This window comes from Autumnicola aciditolerans (assembly GCF_041679265.1).
Classification (GTDB): domain Bacteria; phylum Bacteroidota; class Bacteroidia; order Flavobacteriales; family Flavobacteriaceae; genus Autumnicola.
Map to the genome: position 1 here is coordinate 14,607 of NZ_JBGFSM010000014.1, position 19,663 is coordinate 34,269.

Below are 19,663 nucleotides of genomic sequence, written 5' to 3' on the forward strand. Positions count from 1 at the left end.
TTTATAAATCCATTGTTTTTTGCTTCACAGGTATTTTAAAGAATACGTTGAGCCATATTTTTCACCTTTTTAGCTCTTTTTCTTTTTTAACCTGAACATTCGGAGGAAACTCAAAATCGTTAAAACATGCCGCCGCCTCCGGCTTCATTATTATCACGATTTTTCCGTTTAAGTGCTTTATTTTTTCCGCCTCCAAAGCGATAGGAAAATCCAAGGTAAACGGTTTGGGTTTCACCTTTAAACCTTCCGCGTTGCGGGAATGGCCTTCCATCTACAAACTGGTATTCCTGGGTGTTGAAGATATCATTTAAGTTCAGGCTCACGGTTGCCTTGTCTTCAAGAAAGGAGTAACGGCCACCAAGGTTCATAAAATATATTGGCTTCATCCTCATTTGGAGGCCTTCATCCCATCCGCGGTAAAATCCGAATATTTGAAATGTAAGGTCATCTGTAACTTTAAAGGAATGGCTTGTTCTGAAATTAAAAGTAGTATTGTTGGTTTCCAGATATTCTGTTCCCACCACTCCTTTCAACTGCTGGCTGTAAGCTTCAAAACTGGTATTGGTGCTCCACCAGTCGGTAAATTTGTAATTAGCCGAAAGTTCAAGTCCATAAGAGTTATTATCTTCAAAATTTTCATACCCCAGCAGTAAGGAACCCGGTTCATTAGGATCTTCCACGATCACCTGGTTGATTTCATCATTAATATTTCTGAAGAAGACGCCCCCGGTAATGCTTCCTTTATTGATGAAATTACGGGTGTAATTAAATTCTACGGAATTGGTGAATTGCGGCCTAAGTTCAGGATTCCCGGTAACGGTAAGCCTTGGGCTGCTCACTTCTCTAATGGGATTTACCTGGCCAAATCCGGGACGGTCTACCCGCCTGCTGTAACTTAACTGGTACGTATTTTTTTCATCTGGCGTGTGGCTTAGAAAACCTGAAGGATAAATAGTCAAATAATCGTCTTCAAAAACCTTATCGCCGTTATAGATGGCGTCTACCTGGAAATTTTCCAGGCGTGCCCCTACCTGGTAAGACCATTTTTCGAAATTCTGGCCGTAGGTGGTATAGAAAGAATAAATATCCCGGTTGTATTGATAATTTGAATCCTGGAAATTCGCGTTGGTGGTATTATAGTCATTATCGGTATCAAGAAGGCGTGCTTCGAGGCCCATTTCCAGCTTGGTTTTTTCATTTAGCGGATTTACATAATCTACGTTGGTAATAAGATTTTCCCTATTTTCTTTTACCAGGTCTTCATAAGAGGTGAATCCATCTGTGGCGCCTTCAAAGCTGAAGAATGAATTTTCTTCTTCATCAAAATTGTTATAATTGACCTCTGCCTGCATAGTATGGCCTTCTTTTTCAAACTTCCTGTCATACACAAAATTGTAAGTGGAGTTGATATTATCAAAATTCATGTCCAGGATCTGGGTGAGGTTTTGTGCAGGATTGTTTTCATAGATAACCCGCAGCGCCCCCTCAGGCCCGCCTTCATAATAATTCTGATTGGTGTAGAATGAAAAAGTATTCTTATCGTTCAAATAAAAATCCACTCCAACTTTATACAAATACGATTCCCGTTTATTATCAATATCAAAGGCCTGCAGCAGGTCCTGTTCCGGCAGCCAGATACGGCCAAGATTAGCTCTTGGGCCAAGGTCTGTCCCAAAATTTCCGTAAAAATTGAGTTTTCCTTTCCTGTAATTCATGTCCAGGGAACCATTAAACCTTGTATGCTCGCCTACGGTCAGGCCGGTGTTCAGGTTGCCGTTAAAACCATCATTGGCATTTTTGTAGAGAATAATATTAATGATCCCGCTCATCCCTTCAGGATTGTATTTAGCAGAAGGATTGGTAATTAGTTCGATACTTTTAATGGAAGTGGAAGGAATTTGCTTCAGGAGCTGGGCGGGATCCATATTAGTAGGTTTCCCGTCTATTAGAACCCGTACGTTGGAATTGCCCCGCATCGCAATATTTCCATCCTGGTCTACATTAAGAGAAGGAATATTGTTCATGATTTCTGAAGCGCTTGCTCCCGTAGTGGTGAGGTCTTTCCCAACGTTTATAACCTTCCGGTCAATACGCTGCTCTATGGTGGTACGTTCAGCAACTACCATCACATCATTTAGCTGGGCTACTTCCGGTTCCAGAGCAATCACCCCAAGTTCCAGGTTTCGGTTTCCTGAAGAAATATCAAGATCTTTTGTAAAGGTTTTATAACCAATAAACTGGACTTTTAGCTGATAACTGCCGTCGTCTACTTTATTAATGGTAAAACTCCCGTTGTCCCCGGTGGTAATTCCCGTTACCAGCTTTCCTTCCGCATCATTGATAATGATAGTAGCGTAGGGAATGGGCTCCTGTAGTTCCGCATCTATTACCAAACCCGTAATTTTCCCGAGAGGTTCATTAAACGCGTGGCTTATACTTATTGTAAAAAGCGTAATAATAAAAAATAACTGTTTCATTTTCTGATTGATTTTGATGGTTAATGATATAACAAGATACTTTGTAATGCATAATAGATAGTTGTGATGAAATGCAAAAAAAGAACCTTCTCTATTATAAAGACGAGCCAAAAAATAAAATGTTACACAAATTTGTATAAAAAAAGGCCTGCATTTCTACAAAGAGTTGCAGGCCTCACAGAATTACCTTCTAACACTAACCATCACAAGAGTTTATAGGGTAATCCTGCAGAACCGGTTCTATTATAAAGACTTTATAATTTAAAAGTTGTTACACCAGAAGAGAAATTCTACTTTAGTATTATGAAGAAAAAAACATTAGTAATAGGAGCATCAACCAATCCTGCCAGGTATTCTTTTATGGCGATAAATCGCCTTATTTCTTATGGGCAGCCTACGGTAGCCATAGGTTTAAGGCAGGGAGAAGTGGCCGGTGTGGAAATTAAAAAGGAGATGCTGCCTTTTGAAGATATAGATACCATTACCTTATATATTAATCCGAAGAGACAACCGGAATATTACGAATACATCCTGTCCCTGCAGCCAAACAGGGTAATCTTTAATCCCGGCACTGAAAACCCTGAATTATACAAACTGTTGCAACAGGAAAATATTGAAGTTGAAGTGGCCTGTACATTAATTATGCTGGGCACGAACCAGTATTAATCCGAGGAAGGTCAGCAGGCCGTTCAGGATAAGGATAAAAAATCCGAATTCAAACCCAAACCACACCAGGCTGTTTATGCTTATTATGTAAGAAATTATTGGGGAAAGAATCGCCACTACAGGAACAAATTTATCCTTTACCTGCCACTTGGTAAAAAGCCCGTAGGAATAAAGTCCCAGCAAGGGGCCATAGGTATAGCCGGCAAATTCAAATAGTTTATTGATCACGCTCTTATCGGCAATAGCGTACTTAAAGATAAGCATCACCAGAATAAGCAGCAGGGAAATGCCTATATGGATCATTTTCCTAATCTTCACCTGTTTTTCTTCGGAATATTTTTTTTCAATATCCAGAATATCGATGCTAAAAGAGGTGGTAAGCGCGGTTAGGGCACTGTCTGCACTGGAATAGGCCGCGGCAATAAGGCCTAAAATAAAGAAAATGGCTACTCCAATTCCCAAATTCCCGCTGGTGGCAATTGCGGGGAAAAGGTCATCCCGGGTTTCGGTAATTCCGTTTATATCGGCATAATTGGTTAAAAGCACTCCCAGGGCAAGAAAGAAAAAATTCACAATAGTAAGCACAATGGTAAACCAGAACATGTTCTTCTGCGCATCCTTCAGTGTCCTGCAGGTAAGGTTTTTCTGCATCATATCCTGATCCAGCCCCGTCATAACAATTGCGATAAAGGCTCCTGAAATAAACTGCTTAAAGAAGAAGTCCCTGCTCTTCCAGTCTTCAAAATAGAACATTTTGGACATATCGCTTTCCGCAAGATAATTCAGAAGGTTTCCTGCGGAAAAGCCCAGGTCTTCAGAAATAAAAACTATAGTAATTCCCAAAGCGAGGAGCATAAACAAAGTTTGCAAAGTGTCTGTCCATACAATGGTATTGATCCCGCTTTTAAACGTGTAAAGCCAGATAAGCAGAATGGTGATGGAAACCGTGGCATAAAACGGGACGCCCATGGCATCAAAAACGATAAGTTGCAAAACATTGGCTACTAAAAATAGCCGGAAACTGGAGCCTACCACACGCGATAATAAGAAAAAAGAAGCCCCGGTTTTATAAGAATATTTGCCAAACCGGCTTTCCAGATAAGTGTAAATGGAAGTAAGGTTAAGCCGGTAATAAAGAGGAAGCAGCACCAGGCCAATTACGGCATAACCCACAGTATATCCCAGCACCACCTGGAAGTAACTAAAGCCCTGGCTTTCTACAGTACCTGGAATAGAAATAAAAGTAACCCCGCTCAGCGAGGCGCCAATCATTCCGAAGGCTACAAGATACCAGGGCGCCTGGCGGTTTGCCTTAAAGAATTCTGCATTGCTGCCGCCATGGCTGGTCAAGTAAGAAATTAATATAAGTACGCCAAAATATCCGGCAATAAGGAGCAAAATCTGGTATGGCTGCATGAAATATGAATTATGGGTGCGAAATTACGAATTTAGGAAGTAAATGCGGGAAAGAGTTAAAGAGTTAAACAGTGAAAGAGGGAAGGTTCAAGTTCAGCGAATATATCTGCGTCAATTTGCATGATCTGCGGGAAACAGTGAAGAGTGAAAATAGCGTGAAAAGTTGAGGGATTGGGTTTGGAATGAAGAAACGAGAGGCTTGAAAGAAATCACTGAAAATTGACTAAATTCGCAAAATGGATTTTTCTTCAAAATTACTGGAACAGGCGGTAGATGAAATGTCCCAGCTACCCGGAATTGGAAAAAGAACCGCCCTGAGGCTGGTGCTTCACCTTTTAAAACAGCCCGAAGCCCAAACCGAACAACTTGCGGCTGCCCTCAAGAAATTAAGGACAGAAATAAAGCTGTGCCGCAACTGTTTCAATATTAGTGATACGGAACTATGTGAAATTTGCGCTAACCAGAGCAGGATAAGTGAAATTGTTTGTGTGGTGGAAGATATTCGCGATGTGATGGCTATAGAAAATACAGGACAATATAAAGGGCATTATCATGTTTTGGGAGGAAAAATAAGCCCTATGGACGGGATTGGGCCGTCTCAGCTTACCATTAAGCCGCTGGTGGAAAAAGTAAAAGCCGGCAAAGTGGAAGAAATCATTTTTGCTCTTAGCAGCACCCTTGAAGGTGATACCACTAATTTTTACATTTTTAAACAGCTCCAGGCTACGCCTGTTAAAACCTCAACTATTGCCCGCGGAATCTCGGTGGGGGATGAGCTGGAGTATGCAGATGAAGTTACGCTGGGAAGAAGTATTACCAACCGTGTACCCTTTGAAAATTCAATGAAAAACTAATATTACCTGGAGTAACCATGTGGTTTGTTCATGCTGTTTCAACTTAAAAACATGTTATTCTTTTTAGATTCAGCAGTTGAAATTGTAATTTTACCCCAGGCTCCTTAAGTCTGTTAGAATGAAGAAATTCAGTAAAATTGAATTTTATTGATTTTTTAATATTAACAGACTGATAATTTGAGTAAATTCGCAAACGATTTAATCAAAAACATCTTTCAATTATAAATATGGCAAAATTCGAACTGAAGTTACCCAAAATGGGGGAAAGCGTTGCTGAAGCTACTATCACAAGCTGGTTAAAAGAAGTGGGAGAGACCATAGAAGCAGATGAACCGGTGCTAGAGATTGCCACAGATAAAGTAGACAGTGAAGTGCCAAGTGAAGTGGATGGCAAACTTGTGGAAAAACTTTTTGAAGCAGATGATGTGGTGCAGGTGGGGCAGACAATTGCTATAATTGAAACTGAAGCAGAAATTGATAGCGATGATTCTTTCGATTTTGAAGAAGAACCGGAAGACGAAGAAACTTTTGTGGAAGAAGTAGAAGCAAGCGTTGAAAATGCAAAGCAAACGTCCGCTGAAGATTTTTCAGGTTCTTCCCGTTTTTATTCTCCGCTGGTGAAGAATATTGCCAGGGAAGAGAACATAAGTTTTGAGGAACTTGAAAAAATCAGTGGCACAGGAAAAGATGGCCGGGTCACCAAGCACGATATCCTGGCTTATGTTGAAAATGGTTCTACTTCCGCTGCTCAAAAGCCTAAACAGGCTCCCCAGGGAGAAAAAGTGGAAACTTCCCGTTTGGAACCTGCAGTAGCAAAACAGGAAACCCCGGTAAGGTCTGGTGAAGATGAAATAATAGAGATGAGCCGTATGGGTAAAATGATTGCCCACCACATGGTGGACAGCGTTCAAAAATCGGCACACGTACAAAGCTTTATTGAGGTAGATGTTACCAACATCTGGAACTGGCGTAATAAACATAAAGCAGCATTCTTAAAAAGGGAAGGCGAAAAACTCACATTTACGCCAATTTTTATGGAAGCGGTTGCAAAAACCATCCGGGATTTTCCAATGATCAATATTTCAGTGGATGGGGATAAAATCATTAAAAAGAAAAATATCAATTTAGGAATGGCCGCCGCGCTTCCGGATGGGAACCTTATTGTTCCGGTAATAAAAAATGCCGACAGGCTGAATCTTGTTGGAATGGCAAAGGCGGTAAACGATCTTGCCGCACGTGCCCGGCAGAACAAACTAAAACCAGACGAGATCCAGGGAGGAACTTATACGGTGACCAACGTGGGTACATTTGGGAGTGTAATGGGAACACCTATTATTAATCAGCCGCAGGTGGGCATCCTGGCTCTGGGCGCTATTAGAAAAGTACCGGCAGTTATAGAAACTCCCGATGGGGATTTTATAGGAATCCGCCATAAAATGTTCCTTTCTCATAGTTACGATCATCGTGTGGTAAATGGTGCTCTAGGCGGCCAGTTTGTGCAACGGGTGGCACAGTATCTGGAAGATTTTGATAAAGAGAGGGAAATTTAAAGTGAAAATTTCAAGTTAATTTATAAGCCGCGGAAATCATCTGCGGCTTTTTTATTTCCAGGAACTAAAGTAAATGTTGCTAAGATTCTTAAAAAGATTTAAAGTTTAATTATAGGTGTTAAAGTTCTGTTTTTAAAATAGTTAAGATGTGCGGCAATTTGTATCTTAAAGTTAATAGAAAACCAGGGCGTAAGCTTCAGGAAAAAAATTGTTAACACTAAAAACCGAAATAATATGAAAACGCTTTATTTAAAATCTGTTTTAGTTGCATTTGTAACCGTTGTAGGACTCTCTCTATATGGATGTGGAGGAACTTCAGGAACGGGATCTGCCGATGATAATTATGAACAGGGCAGGACTACAAATACCCTTGGCGCTTTGCCTTACCCGGCTACAGAAATGGATTACGATAATATGTTCGGAGGTGTAGACACAGAGGATTATGACATTATTAGCCTGGTGGGAATGGATAAGAACCTTTCTACTTTTGCAGCATTGGCTAAAATGGCCAATATCGATATGAAGCTGGATTTTACAGGCCCGGTAACCGTATTTGCCCCTACCAATCAGGCTTTCCAGGACATGCCGCTGGAGAAATTTAACATGCTTACAGACCCCAGTAACAAAGCGCAATTAGCCAGGTTTATTCAACGGCATATTTTACCAAGCAAGGTTAACGCTGTAGATTTTAACAGCTCACAGGCCATAGAAACTTCTTCAGAAGAAGAAATTACCATAGATACAGAAATGAGTGGAAATGTAATTTATGTTGGGGGAGCAGAAGTGGTAAAATCTGATATTGATGCCAAAAACGGGATCATTCACGTTGTAAATTCTGTAGTTGAACCAACCAGGGACGTCTTTGCCGACTAAATTAGCTCATGCTAACCCGCCAATATGAACATGAGATAGCCGTGGAGAAATCCATGGCTTTCTTATTTTATAGTATCTTTGGAAAAAATAATTTCATGGAATTAAAACTCACCAAACCTATTTGTTTTTTTGATCTGGAAACCACAGGGACCAACCTTGTAAAAGACCGTATTGTGGAAATCGCGGTCTTAAAGGTTTACCCTAATGGCAATAAGGAAAGCCGGAGCTGGCTGGTAAATCCTGAAATGAATATTCCTGAAGAGGTGGTGGCCATACATGGGATTTCTAATGAAAAAGTAGCTAACGAACCTACTTTTAAAGAATTGGCAGTTCAAATTTATGAGATCATAAAAGGATGTGACCTGGGTGGGTATAATTCTAACAGGTTCGATATTCCTTTGCTGGCAGAAGAAATGCTTCGTGCAGAAGTGGATTTTGAAATGAAAAATATGTATGCGGTAGATGTACAGACTATTTTCCATAAAAAAGAACAACGCACCCTTTCTGCAGCCTATCAGTTCTACTGCGGAAAAAATCTCGAAGACGCCCATGCCGCTGAAGCCGATACCCATGCCACCTATGAAGTGCTTAAATCTCAACTGGATCGGTATGAAGATCTTACCAATGATATAAAATGGCTGGCCGGATATAGCGCCAGAAGAAGGTTTGCAGATTTTGCAGGGTTTATTTGTTATGACAAAAAAGGGCAGGAAATATTCTCTTTTGGAAAATATAAAGGAAAACTGGTGGAAAAAGTGCTGGAAGAAGAACCAGGCTATTTTGGCTGGATACAGAATGCCGAATTTCCGCTCTATACCAAAAAAGTACTTACCGCCATTAAACTTAGAAGGCTTAACAACAAGCTTTCCTAAGAAGGATGAAACCGCTTCCTCTCGCCCTGGTGATGCTGTGCTTTTATCTTACAACGGCCCAGGAGACCCATGTTGTGGGACAGGTGGTGAATGCCGTTACTTCAGAGCCGTTGCCCTACGTAAATATTGTTCTTGAAGAAGGGCACCGCGGTACTTCAACAGATGGGCAGGGCAGGTTTTCTTTTTTGCTGAAGGGTGTAAACAGCAATACGTTGCTAAAATTTAGTTACGTGGGTTTTAAAACCAAAAGGGTTTCGCTTGCCGGCCTTCAGAATAAAGTAATAAAGATGCAGCCGGAGATTAATGTTTTGTCTGAAGTGCTGCTATATAATATTACTGAAGAACATGCTGAAAAAATAAACGATTTCAGGGGGAAAGAATATGTGGGGCTGGGGAATTTTAGTGGCGGCCAGTTTCCAAGTACCATCGCGAGGTATTATGCGAGACCGCAAGAGTTTGAAGAAGGATGCTTTCTTAAGGAAGTGGAGGTACGCTTCTTTTCTACAGGTGCAAACTCTCGCAGGGGCGCAAAATTCAGATTAAGGATACTCGCTGTTGATGAAAATGGATTTCCCGGAGAAGATTTATTAAAAGCGGATCTTATTATTACCAAAAAACCTAATCGGTTCCAAATTAAAATCCCGCTTCTGGAATACGAAATTTTTATTCCTGAAGAAGGATTTTTTGTAGCAGTGGAACACTTGTTTATTGAAGAAAATAAATATGTTGAAGAAAAAGACTACCGCATTTACCGGGAAAAAGACACGGTAGTTTATAAAGACTTGAAGATAGTAAAATACCTGCCGGTTTTTAAAGGAGTGCTGGAGGAGGAGGGCAATAGCAGTAATTCCTTTTTTAAAGACACCAATGGTTGGAAAAAAATGAATATTTTAGATCATTCCAATCCGGTGCTTAAAGGTGAAATTCCCGCGCCGGCATTCAAAATAACCTTAACCAATTAACCGCCGCAGCATGAAAATTATCTGCATTGGAAGAAATTATACAGAACATATCTCTGAATTAAAAAATGAAAAACCCGAAGAGCCGGTAATCTTTCAGAAGCCCGATACAGCGATATTGTTAAAAAAACAACCGTTTTTTATTCCTGATTTTTCAAATGAGGTACATTACGAAGTGGAGGTGCTGGTAAAAATCAAGAAAGTAGGAAAGCATATTCAGCAAAAATTCGCCCATAAATATTATGATGAAGTTGGGCTGGGAATAGATTTTACTGCCAGGGACCTTCAGCAGAAATTAAAAGAAAAAGGGCTGCCCTGGGAAAAGGCGAAAGCATTTGACGGTGCCGCTGTAATAGGAGAAAAATGGTTGAATAAAAAGGAGATAAAAGACATAAATAATTTTAACTTTAGTCTTTTGAAAAATGATAAAACCGTGCAAAGCGGCAATACTTCCCTAATGCTATGGAAGATTGATGAGCTAATTGCTTACGTTTCCACCTTTTTTACGCTTAAAATTGGAGATGTGATTTTTACCGGTACTCCGTCTGGTGTTGGAAAAGTGGAAGTAAATGACAGGCTAACCGGCTTTATTGGTCAAGAAGAAATTTTTAGAATCCAAATCAAATAACCTATGAACAACTATAACCTGGACGAAGTAAAAGAAATGGCCGGTGGGGATGAAGATTTTATGATGGTGGTGGTACAAACCTTTTTGGAAGAAATCCCGCCAGATGTGGAGGCAATGAATGAGGCTATAGAAAATGACAATCCGGGGCTGGCATACCAGTTTGCCCATAAAATGAAACCCAATCTGCAACTTTTTGGATTAAACCTAATGGACCAGATCCAGGTGATTGAGGCATGGTCTAAAAAAGGACAGTTAAAAGATCAGGTGCCGGAAGCAGCAGCTCTAATAACCAAAAAAGTTAATGTGGCGAGCATTGCTCTAAAGCGCGATTTCAATTTATAATGACGGCTGAAATTATTACGATTGGTGACGAGATCCTGATTGGTCAAATTGTAGATACCAATTCCGCACATATTGCACAGGAACTTAACCAGATTGGCATCGCGGTGCACCAGATTATTTCTATTGAAGATGATAAAGAGCATATCCTCCAAACCCTGAAGGATTCAGGAAGCCGTGCGAACGTGGTAATTATTACCGGTGGCCTTGGCCCCACTAAAGACGATGTTACCAAATATTCCCTCTGTGAGTTTTTTGAAGATACCTTGCAGCTCAATGAAGAGGTGCTGAAGCATATTGAAGAACTTTTTAGGAAAATTGAGAACGCCCAGCTTTCAGATTTAAACAGGGAACAGGCTATGGTGCCTTCTAAAGCCACCGTGCTGCACAATAAATTTGGTACTGCTCCGGGATTGTGGATAAAAAAAGAGAAAACCGTTTACATTGCTGTTCCGGGAGTTCCTTTTGAAATGAAGAAGCTCATGGAAATGCAAATTATTCCGCGTTTAAAGGAAGAATTTGATCGTCCGTTTATTTACCACAAAACCATTCGCACTTATGGACTGGGAGAGAGTGCTATTGCCAAAAGGATTGAAGAATGGGAGAATAACCTTCCAGATTTTATAAAGCTGGCTTATTTGCCAGACCTTGGCAATGTACGCCTTAGATTATCTGGCAAAGGACAAAAGGAAGACGAACTTAAACAAGCCATAGAAAAAGAATTTGAAAAGCTGTATCCTCTTATTGAAGATATTGTGGCAGATTCTGTTGCTGCAGATGATGATATTGCAGTTACCATTAGTAAAATCCTCACTTCCCGCAACCAGTTTCTTTCTGCTGCAGAGAGTTGTACCGGAGGAGAGCTGGCGGCCGAATTTACCTTAAACCCGGGCGCTTCAAAATGCTTTAAAGGCGGCATTGTTTCTTATGCCACCCAGGCCAAAGAAGAAATTTTAAAGATTCCTTCAGCCTTAATTAAAGAGCATAGTGTGGTAAGCGCACAGGTGGCCGAGAAAATGGCTAAAAATGCCAGGGAAATGTTTAAGTCTGATTATGCTATTGCTACCACTGGAAATGCCGGCCCTACGAAAGGGGAAAGTGATGCTGAGGTAGGCACTGTTTTTATTGCACTGGCCACTCCTGATAAGCTGTTTTCTAAAAAATATATTTTTGGAAATAGCCGGGAGCAGGTGGTGAAAAAGACCGTGAATAAAGCTTTTGAAATGATTCTGAAGGAATTAACCAGAATTTAAAGCCGCAAAAGCTCCTGAGGTACTGCTTTAACTATGGAAACCTCTTAAAAGCAGGCTCTGGTAAATATTTTTAATTTCTGTTGGCGGTTTGGTAAAAAAATCGTTAATTTGCAGCCTGTTTTAAATAACGAGTTTAAAGAATAGAGCAATGTCAAGAGTTTGTGAACTTACGGGTAAAAAAGCGATGGTCGGGAATAATGTTTCTCACGCAATGAACAAGACCAAACGTAAATTTAATGCCAATTTGGTTAAAAAACGTTTTTTTATTCCTGAAGAGGATAGATGGGTAACTTTAAAAGTTTCTACCTCAGCGCTTAAAAATATCAATAAGAAAGGCATCTCTGCTGTAATTAAAGAGGCTAGAGAAAAAGGATTCATGAAGAAATAAGTCCTAAGTAAAAAAACAGAACGAAATGGCAAAGAAAGGAAACCGTGTACAGGTTATATTAGAATGTACAGAGCACAAGGCAACAGGTAAACCTGGAACCTCAAGATATATTACTACAAAGAATAAAAAGAACACTCCAGACAGGCTGGAATTGAAGAAATTCAATCCTATCCTTAAAAAGATGACGGTTCATAAAGAAATTAAATAATATAGAGTCATGGCAAAGAAATCAGTAGCAGCATTACAAACAGGGTCTAAAAGATTGACCAAGGCAATAAAGATGGTGAAATCTCCAAAGACAGGTGCCTATACCTTTGTGGAAGCAATCATGACTCCTGAGGATGTAAACGATTTTTTAAATAAAAAATAATCGGAATTTTTCCTTGTATAATTTAAAAAAGCCGTCCCGGGTTATTCTGGACGGCTTTTTCTTTTTGTTTATATTTACACTTCTCGTTCTGGATTGTACTTCCGGAATTTTGTGATTTTAAACCTACCATAAAATGAGTTTATTTAAAAAGTTTTTTTCAAAAGAAAAGAAGGAAACCCTGGATAAAGGACTGGAAAAGTCCAAAAGCAGTTTTCTTTCTAAAATGAGTAAAGCTGTTGCCGGGAAGTCCAGGGTGGATGATGAGGTACTGGATGAGCTGGAAGATGTGCTGGTGAGCAGCGATGTTGGTGTGGCAACCACAATAAAAATTATTAAAAGGATTGAAGAAAGGGTTGCCAGGGACAGGTACCTGGGAACAGAAGAACTTAATAAGATTCTTAGAGAAGAAATTGCGGGTTTGCTTTCAGAAACCAACAGCGGGGAAGCTTCAGAAATTCATATTCCCAAAACGGCCACGCCTCATGTGATTATGGTAGTAGGTGTAAATGGGGTGGGAAAAACCACTACTATCGGCAAACTGGCCCATCAGTTTAAAAATGCAGGAAAAAAGGTGGTTCTTGGCGCTGCAGATACTTTTAGGGCTGCGGCCATAGACCAGCTGCAAATCTGGGCAGAAAGAACAGATGTTCCCATTGTAAAACAGAGCATGGGGAGTGACCCTGCTTCTGTGGCATTTGATACTGTTCAGAGCGCCGTAAAACAAAATGCAGATGTGGTGTTAATAGATACCGCGGGAAGATTGCATAATAAGGTTAATCTTATGAAGGAGCTCACTAAAGTAAAGAGAGTGATGCAAAAGGTGATACCCGATGCCCCGCACGAAGTTCTATTAGTTTTGGATGGTTCTACCGGCCAGAATGCTTTTGAACAGGCAAAACAATTCACCGCGGCTACAGAGGTTACTGCCCTTGCCGTAACCAAACTGGACGGTACAGCCAAAGGTGGTGTGGTAATTGGAATAAGCGACCAGTTCCAGATTCCGGTAAAATATATTGGAGTAGGAGAGGGAGTGGAAGATTTACAGGTTTTTAATAAGTACGAATTTGTAGATTCCTTCTTTAAATAGTATAAAGAACTGTTCTTCAATATCCAGTTTTTACTTCCGGCAGAATTATTCGTTAAGGATATCTCTACAATATCAATAGAAAATAATCATAAAAATATTTCAGATGAAAAAGCTTTTACTTTCCATTCTTCCCGTTATTTTTCTTACAGTAACTTCCTGTGCCGATAATAAAAAGGAAAATCAGGAAGCAACCCCGGTTCAGGATACAGTGGCCGCCCCTGAAGAGATGGAATTTAAGGTGCTGGACTCAAAATTTATACAAAAGGATTCCCTTATGGCCCCTTTTGCAGAGGCGATCTCTCAATTTCCTGATGCCCGCTATGCTGAAGTAAAATCTCTAATCTTTGATAAAAGTATCCCTGAAATTCAGGAGGCCATCGCGGCAGGCAAACTTAGTTATGAGGAACTCTCGCTGTTTTATCTGAAGCGTATTCAGAAATTTGACCGTAATAACGACCTGTCATTAAATTCTGTAATTTCTTTAAATCCAAATTTACTTGAGGAGGCAAGGGAGAAAGATGCAAAAAAATCAGGCAGGGAACATCCAATATTCGGTATTCCTGTTTTGCTGAAGGACAATATAGACACTCGAAATATGCCTACCACCGCCGGAGCGGTGGCACTGCAAAACAATACTACTGAGGATGCTTTTATAGTTAAAAAATTAAAGGAAAATGGTGCGCTTATTCTTGGTAAGGCAAATCTTAGCGAATGGGCTTATTTCTTTTGCGGGGACTGCCCAAGCGGCTATTCTGCCGTAGGGGGGCAAACCTTAAACCCTTACGGAAGGAAAATTTTTGATACCGGAGGTTCCAGCTCGGGAAGTGCGGTGGCTGTGGCGGCAAATTTCGCCCCGGTAGCCGTAGGATCAGAGACTTCAGGTTCTATACTTTCTCCTTCCAGCCAAAATTCCCTGGTAGGGCTTAAGCCAACAATTGGGGTATTAAGCCGGGGCGGGATTGTTCCTATTTCCAGCACCCTGGACACGCCGGGGCCAATAACGAAAAATGTTGTAGATAACGCAATTCTCCTTTCTGCAATGACGGGGGAGGATGCTAAAGACCCTGCAACAAAAAATGTGAAAGTAATTTCAGATTATCAAAAAGAATTGGGGGCTGCTTCTTTAAAAGGAAAACGCTTTGGTGCTATAAAAGCTTTAATGAAAGATTCACTGTATGCGCGTGCAGTAAGTGACCTAAAACAAGCCGGGGCTGAGGTGGTGGAATTTGAAGCTGAAGATATCGATTTGCCAAATTTTACCCGCCTGCTAAACCTGGATATGCAAAAAGACCTGCCAGATTATTTCAGGAATTATGGCGGGGAGCTTGAAGTGAGCAATGTGGGAGATGTGTACCATTATAATTCCCAGGTACCTTCTACCAGGGCTCCCTACGGCCAGTCCTTATTTGAAGGGATTATGAAAGATTCTGCCAGCCCTGAAGAATTTACCGCAATTAAGGACACGCTTAAAACCAACGGGAAGCAGTTTTTTGATGCTCCCATGCAGGAGTATAACCTGGACGGGATAGTATCTATTAATAATTATCATGCAGGATACGCGGCAGTAGCACAATACCCGGCTATTACCGTACCAATGGGCTATGCAGAGAATGGTGCGCCAAAGGGCATTACCTTTTTTGCAAAACCTTTTGAAGAGCAGGAATTGCTAAACTGGGCTAAAGCCTATGAAGAGGTTTCCCGGCGCCGAAAATCTCCCGAAAATTATGACCAGTAAATTATTGGCCGAAAATTACCGCCAGATCTTTTGTAAAGTTATCTTTTTTTACAGCATCTTTTATATTATCATGAAGCTGTTGGCGATGATGCAGGGCGCGTGGCTGGACGCTAATTTAATCCTCTGTTTGCCCTATGTGGGCTTTATCATTTGGGGAGGTTTTCTTCTGAAGAGAAAAAAATACAGCTGGATCTATATTATTACAGGAGCTATAGTGGTAGGTGCTATAAGATATTTTGAAAAGGACCTGATGCTGTTTTTACATTATCAACTCTAAAATTGTGTAAAAGCTTGCTTAAAGCTCTTCGGCTAAACCGTTCCATTAGGACAAAAATATGTTAGGTGCACTAAATTAGGAGTAAGGCCTTACTTTTGCCAGCCGTTATTTCAGCAGCTGAAATAAATCTTATTCCGCTTCTTAATAAAGCTTTTCCTAAAATGGGAAGACACTCAAATACAGGCAGCCGTAAAAGAATTGCTGAAAGAAGTAAAGGAAGAAGAAAAGCAATAATAAGCTCAACAAAACAGGATATCCCGTAGCTAAAATTTTAGCCGCGGGATATTTTTAAATTCCAGAAAAATTTACAGCCCTTTGGTGTCAAGGGCTTTTTTTCTGGCTTCACTTTTTTGTTCGTTGGTCAAATCTCCTTCAGGATATACCGCCTGCTCAAAAGTTCCATACATGGGGTTGGGAAGCAGTATAAATTCCTGCTCCAATCTATTTTGGAGGCCGCTTTCATCATTTTTCAGCAGTTCTTCGGCTTCCGCAGGATGGTCAAATACGCTGGAAAAATCGGTTAACTGGTCTCCTATAAAAAGGATGATCTTGTAATGTTGATTTATCTTATCCCTTCTGGCATCTTTGTTAGAAGTGGTGGTTTTAAGAAGCACTTGATCTTTTTCCACGTTAATCCCTACTTTTTTAAGGTTATTATAAGTGGCATCCAAAGTGCTTTCAATACGGTTTGAAACCAAATAGACCTGTACATTGTTATCCTGCGCAAAATTTATAAATTCAACCGCCCCGGGAAGTGCGGGTGCATTTTCTTCATTTACCCATTTTGCCCAGGTATCTGAAGCATAATTTTCGCCATTTTCTATGAGGCGCGCTTCATAAGCACTGTTATCCAGCACAGTTTCATCAATATCCAGCACCACGGCATTAGGTTTCCCGTTTTCTGCAGGTGTATTATTGGCAAGAAGCTTCACCTTTGCCAGTTCATAACATCGTATATAAAGTTGTTTGGCTTCAAGGGAATGCTGGAACCAGAGGGTGCTCATCACCAGCTGTTCTGATAGCAGATTTTCTTCAGGGGCAACAGCTTCAGTTTGCGTTCCCGTTCCCTGGCTTGTTTTGCAGGAGAAAACGCTAATTCCTAAAATTGCAAGAAAATAATATTTAATCTGAATGCTACGAAGATTGTCCAAAAACATAATAGCTTTATTAAAATTTGGTTCGTCAAAAATAGGATAAAATTCATCAATTCTGTGCTGTAGGGCAAGGCGGGATGGCTATTCCTCTTAAAAATTCCGGAACATGAGACTATGTCATTCATCTTCATTACTTTTGCACTCCAAATTAAGGATGCAATGAGGACGAAGTCGATTAAGAAGAACAGGATAAATGTAGTAACACTGGGCTGTAGCAAGAATGTGTATGACAGTGAGGTGCTTATGGGGCAGTTGAAAGCCAACAATAAGGAGGTGGTGCACGAAGAAGATGGGAATATTGTGGTAATTAACACCTGTGGTTTTATTGATAACGCCAAAGAACAGTCGGTAAACACTATTCTTGAATTTGTTGAAAAGAAAGAACAGGGAGAGTTAGATAAGGTTTTTGTTACGGGATGTTTGAGCGAAAGGTATAAACCAGATCTTCAAAAGGAAATTCCCAATGTAGACCAGTATTTTGGAACTACAGAATTACCCGGCTTATTAAAAGCTCTGGAAGCCGATTATAAGCATGAGCTTATTGGGGAACGTTTAACCACTACTCCTAAAAATTATGCTTATCTAAAAATTGCTGAAGGCTGTGACCGGCCTTGTTCGTTTTGTGCCATTCCTTTAATGCGCGGCGGCCATAAATCTACTCCTATAGAACATCTTGTGGCTGAAGCTAAAAAACTTGCTGCCAACGGGGTGAAGGAACTTATATTGATCGCCCAGGATCTTACCTATTACGGCCTGGACCTTTATAAGAAACGCAACTTAGCTGAACTTCTTGAAAATCTGGTGAAAGTGGAAGGAATTGAGTGGATTCGCCTGCATTATGCTTTTCCAACCGGTTTTCCTATGGATGTGCTGGAAGTAATGAAGCGGGAGCCTAAAATTTGCAATTATCTGGATATTCCTCTTCAGCATATTTCAGATGATTTACTAAAGTCCATGCGCCGCGGCACAACCCACGAAAAAACGACAAAACTTCTTAGAAAGTTTAGGGAAATTGTTCCTGAAATGGCCATTAGAACCACTTTAATTGTAGGTTATCCCGGAGAAACCGAAGCACATTTCCAGGAGCTGAAGCAATGGGTGCAGGAAATGCGTTTTGAAAGGCTTGGCTGTTTTACCTATTCCCATGAAGAAAACACCCATGCTTATAATCTTGAAGATGATGTGCCCCAGGAAGTGAAGCAGCAAAGGGCGAACGAGATTATGGAAATCCAGTCGCAGATTTCCTGGGAACTTAACCAGCAGAAAATTGGGAAAATATTTAAAGTGGTGATAGACCGCAAAGAAGGAAATTATTTTATTGGAAGGACAGAAGCCGATTCTCCCGATGTTGATAATGAAGTTTTAATTGATGCGACTTCCATTTACCTGAAAACAGGAGAATTTTATGAGGTAAAAATTACCGATGCTGCCGACTTTGACCTGTACGGGGAACCGGTAAATTTTTCTGCTGAAAAGCCCGCAAGAAAAGAATTGCAGGTGAGAACGGTTTAGCAATTTCACCTGCAAGGTATTTTTTCTTGTAGGTTTTCATTAATTATTAACAAAACAAATTGAAAAGCTGAAGGCTGGATTCACTTTTGAATCAAACTTGAACCTTCCATGGTATCATTAAAAAGTCCTCCCGTAAAATCTGGAAGGACTATGAAAATAGAGTAATTACCTGTTTATTATTTTCAACAAAAATCAGGCGATGCTAATTTCATCATTCAGATATACTTCCTGTACGCTTTGCAGGATATCCACTCCGTCTTTCAAAGGACGCTGAAAGGCTTTTCTTCCCATTATAAGTCCGCAGCCGCCTGCACGCTTATTGATAACTGCAGTTCTAACCGCTTCCTTATAATCTGATTCTCCTTTAGAACCACCGCCGGAATTAATCAGTCCTATTTTTCCCATGTAACAGTTGGCCACCTGAAGCCGGCAGAGATCTATGGGATGGTCTGTGGCCAGGCTTTCGTACATTTCATCATCATATTTGGCAAATTTGATCTTTTTAAAGCCAAAGTTGGTGGTTGGCAATTTTTGTTTGATGATATCGGCTTTTATGGTCACGCCAATATGATTGGCCTGCCCCGTGAGATCTGCGGCAGTATGGAAATCTTCTTCATCGGTTTTAAAATCATTGTTCCTGGTATAACACCAAAGGATTGTCGCCATTCCAAGCTGATGTGCTTCTTCAAAGGCAGCGGCTATTTCCTGGATTTGCCTGTTGCTTTCCGGCGACCCAAAATAAATGGTGGCGCCAATCGCTGTGGCCCCCATATTCCAGGCTTCTTTTACCGTTCCGTAGGGAATCTGGTCGTATTTATTGGGATAGGTGAGCAGTTCATTATGGTTAATCTTAACGATAAAAGGGATTTTATGGGCGTACTTCCTGGAATGCAGGGCCAAAGCTCCAAAAGTGGAGGCAACCCCGTTACACCCGGCTTCAATGGCCAGTTTTACAATGTTTTCAGGATCAAAATAATCCTGGTTTTTGTAAAAAGAAAAAGCAGCCGAATGTTCTATTCCCTGGTCAATTGGCAGGATGTTAATGTAACCCGTGCCGCCTAATGCGCCATGGTTATAGAGATGGTTAAGGCTTCTTAGAACCTGCGGGTTGCGGTCACTTTCCCTGAAGTTATCCACGCTATTAGGCCCGGGAATTTCCAACCGGTCTTTGCTGATTTTTTCACTTTTATAATCCAGGTAATAATCTGCGTCTTTGCCGAGTATTTCTCTAATCTTTTCTGTACTGCTCATAA

At 40.6% G+C, this 19,663-nt stretch carries 20 protein-coding genes; 16 read left to right on the top strand and 4 right to left on the bottom strand.

Translation table 11 applies throughout. The features are described 5' to 3' along the window. Positions 1 to 119: 119 nt before the first annotated feature. Positions 120 to 2,477, bottom strand: a complete 2,358-nt coding sequence (locus AB8M93_RS14465; protein ID WP_373058930.1) for a TonB-dependent receptor — start codon at positions 2,475 to 2,477, stop codon at positions 120 to 122. A 303-nt stretch (positions 2,478 to 2,780) separates the two neighbouring features. On the opposite strand from AB8M93_RS14465, the gene AB8M93_RS14470 reads away from it, so the two are divergent. After that, on the top strand, positions 2,781 to 3,143 hold the full coding sequence (locus tag AB8M93_RS14470; protein WP_373058932.1) for a CoA-binding protein: 363 nt from the start codon (positions 2,781 to 2,783) through the stop codon (positions 3,141 to 3,143). Here the strand turns inward: AB8M93_RS14470 and AB8M93_RS14475 are convergent. Further along, the gene (locus AB8M93_RS14475; protein ID WP_373058934.1) at positions 3,114 to 4,559 is read right to left on the bottom strand and encodes a sodium:solute symporter; all 1,446 of its coding nucleotides are present in this window, start codon (positions 4,557 to 4,559) and stop codon (positions 3,114 to 3,116) included. The two genes, AB8M93_RS14470 and AB8M93_RS14475, sit on opposite strands and share 30 nt — an antisense overlap. Positions 4,560 to 4,795: 236 nt before the next feature. Here AB8M93_RS14475 and recR point away from each other — a divergent pair, with 236 nt between their 5' ends. The 14 genes from recR (at position 4,796) to AB8M93_RS14545 (ending at position 15,744) form a co-directional block, all read left to right on the top strand. Next, a complete protein-coding gene (recR, locus tag AB8M93_RS14480; protein WP_373058936.1) occupies positions 4,796 to 5,413 on the top strand; it encodes a recombination mediator RecR in 618 nt (205 codons plus the stop codon). A gap of 227 nt (positions 5,414 to 5,640) precedes the next feature. Next, entirely contained in the window at positions 5,641 to 6,963 is a 1,323-nt protein-coding gene (locus tag AB8M93_RS14485; protein ID WP_373058938.1) for a dihydrolipoamide acetyltransferase family protein, read from the top strand. 234 nt (positions 6,964 to 7,197) lie between these two features. Beyond that, positions 7,198 to 7,836, top strand: a complete 639-nt coding sequence (locus AB8M93_RS14490) for a fasciclin domain-containing protein (protein ID WP_373058940.1) — start codon at positions 7,198 to 7,200, stop codon at positions 7,834 to 7,836. A 95-nt stretch (positions 7,837 to 7,931) separates the two neighbouring features. Next, complete coding sequence (locus AB8M93_RS14495) at positions 7,932 to 8,708, top strand: exonuclease domain-containing protein (RefSeq protein WP_373058942.1); 777 nt, start codon at positions 7,932 to 7,934, stop codon at positions 8,706 to 8,708. 5 nt (positions 8,709 to 8,713) lie between these two features. Then, complete coding sequence (locus AB8M93_RS14500; RefSeq protein ID WP_373058944.1) at positions 8,714 to 9,670, top strand: carboxypeptidase-like regulatory domain-containing protein; 957 nt, start codon at positions 8,714 to 8,716, stop codon at positions 9,668 to 9,670. 10 nt (positions 9,671 to 9,680) lie between these two features. Continuing rightward, complete coding sequence (locus AB8M93_RS14505) at positions 9,681 to 10,295, top strand: fumarylacetoacetate hydrolase family protein (RefSeq protein WP_373058946.1); 615 nt, start codon at positions 9,681 to 9,683, stop codon at positions 10,293 to 10,295. 3 nt (positions 10,296 to 10,298) lie between these two features. Next, positions 10,299 to 10,637 (top strand): Hpt domain-containing protein, encoded by a 339-nt coding sequence (locus AB8M93_RS14510; RefSeq protein ID WP_373058948.1) that lies wholly within the window; start codon positions 10,299 to 10,301, stop codon positions 10,635 to 10,637. Then, positions 10,637 to 11,887 carry a competence/damage-inducible protein A gene (locus tag AB8M93_RS14515; RefSeq protein WP_373058950.1) on the top strand — a complete coding sequence of 417 codons (1,251 nt, stop codon included), beginning with the start codon at positions 10,637 to 10,639 and terminating at the stop codon, positions 11,885 to 11,887. The genes AB8M93_RS14510 and AB8M93_RS14515 overlap by 1 nt, the downstream gene beginning before the upstream one ends. A 148-nt stretch (positions 11,888 to 12,035) precedes the next feature. Next, positions 12,036 to 12,275: a 50S ribosomal protein L28 gene (gene rpmB / locus AB8M93_RS14520; RefSeq protein ID WP_311484497.1), complete on the top strand. Its 240-nt coding sequence runs from the start codon at positions 12,036 to 12,038 to the stop codon at positions 12,273 to 12,275. A gap of 25 nt (positions 12,276 to 12,300) precedes the next feature. Then, positions 12,301 to 12,483: a 50S ribosomal protein L33 gene (gene rpmG / locus AB8M93_RS14525; RefSeq protein WP_311535136.1), complete on the top strand. Its 183-nt coding sequence runs from the start codon at positions 12,301 to 12,303 to the stop codon at positions 12,481 to 12,483. Positions 12,484 to 12,492: 9 nt separating this feature from the next. Further along, entirely contained in the window at positions 12,493 to 12,645 is a 153-nt protein-coding gene (locus AB8M93_RS14530) for a DUF4295 domain-containing protein (RefSeq protein ID WP_373058952.1), read from the top strand. A 133-nt stretch (positions 12,646 to 12,778) separates the two neighbouring features. Next, complete coding sequence (gene ftsY / locus AB8M93_RS14535) at positions 12,779 to 13,732, top strand: signal recognition particle-docking protein FtsY (protein ID WP_373058954.1); 954 nt, start codon at positions 12,779 to 12,781, stop codon at positions 13,730 to 13,732. Positions 13,733 to 13,835: 103 nt separating this feature from the next. Beyond that, a complete protein-coding gene (locus AB8M93_RS14540; protein ID WP_373058956.1) occupies positions 13,836 to 15,467 on the top strand; it encodes an amidase family protein in 1,632 nt (543 codons plus the stop codon). Next, positions 15,457 to 15,744 carry a hypothetical protein gene (locus AB8M93_RS14545; RefSeq protein WP_373058958.1) on the top strand — a complete coding sequence of 96 codons (288 nt, stop codon included), beginning with the start codon at positions 15,457 to 15,459 and terminating at the stop codon, positions 15,742 to 15,744. The genes AB8M93_RS14540 and AB8M93_RS14545 overlap by 11 nt, the downstream gene beginning before the upstream one ends. A 305-nt stretch (positions 15,745 to 16,049) precedes the next feature. Here AB8M93_RS14545 and AB8M93_RS14550 read toward each other — a convergent pair whose 3' ends face one another. After that, positions 16,050 to 16,901 (bottom strand): 5'-nucleotidase, lipoprotein e(P4) family, encoded by an 852-nt coding sequence (locus tag AB8M93_RS14550; protein WP_373058960.1) that lies wholly within the window; start codon positions 16,899 to 16,901, stop codon positions 16,050 to 16,052. A gap of 156 nt (positions 16,902 to 17,057) precedes the next feature. Here AB8M93_RS14550 and rimO point away from each other — a divergent pair, with 156 nt between their 5' ends. Next, complete coding sequence (rimO, locus tag AB8M93_RS14555) at positions 17,058 to 18,410, top strand: 30S ribosomal protein S12 methylthiotransferase RimO (RefSeq protein ID WP_373058962.1); 1,353 nt, start codon at positions 17,058 to 17,060, stop codon at positions 18,408 to 18,410. A gap of 192 nt (positions 18,411 to 18,602) precedes the next feature. Here the strand turns inward: rimO and AB8M93_RS14560 are convergent, their stop codons facing one another. Next, positions 18,603 to 19,661: a class I fructose-bisphosphate aldolase gene (locus AB8M93_RS14560; protein ID WP_373058963.1), complete on the bottom strand. Its 1,059-nt coding sequence runs from the start codon at positions 19,659 to 19,661 to the stop codon at positions 18,603 to 18,605. Between the last annotated feature and the right edge of the window lie 2 nt (positions 19,662 to 19,663).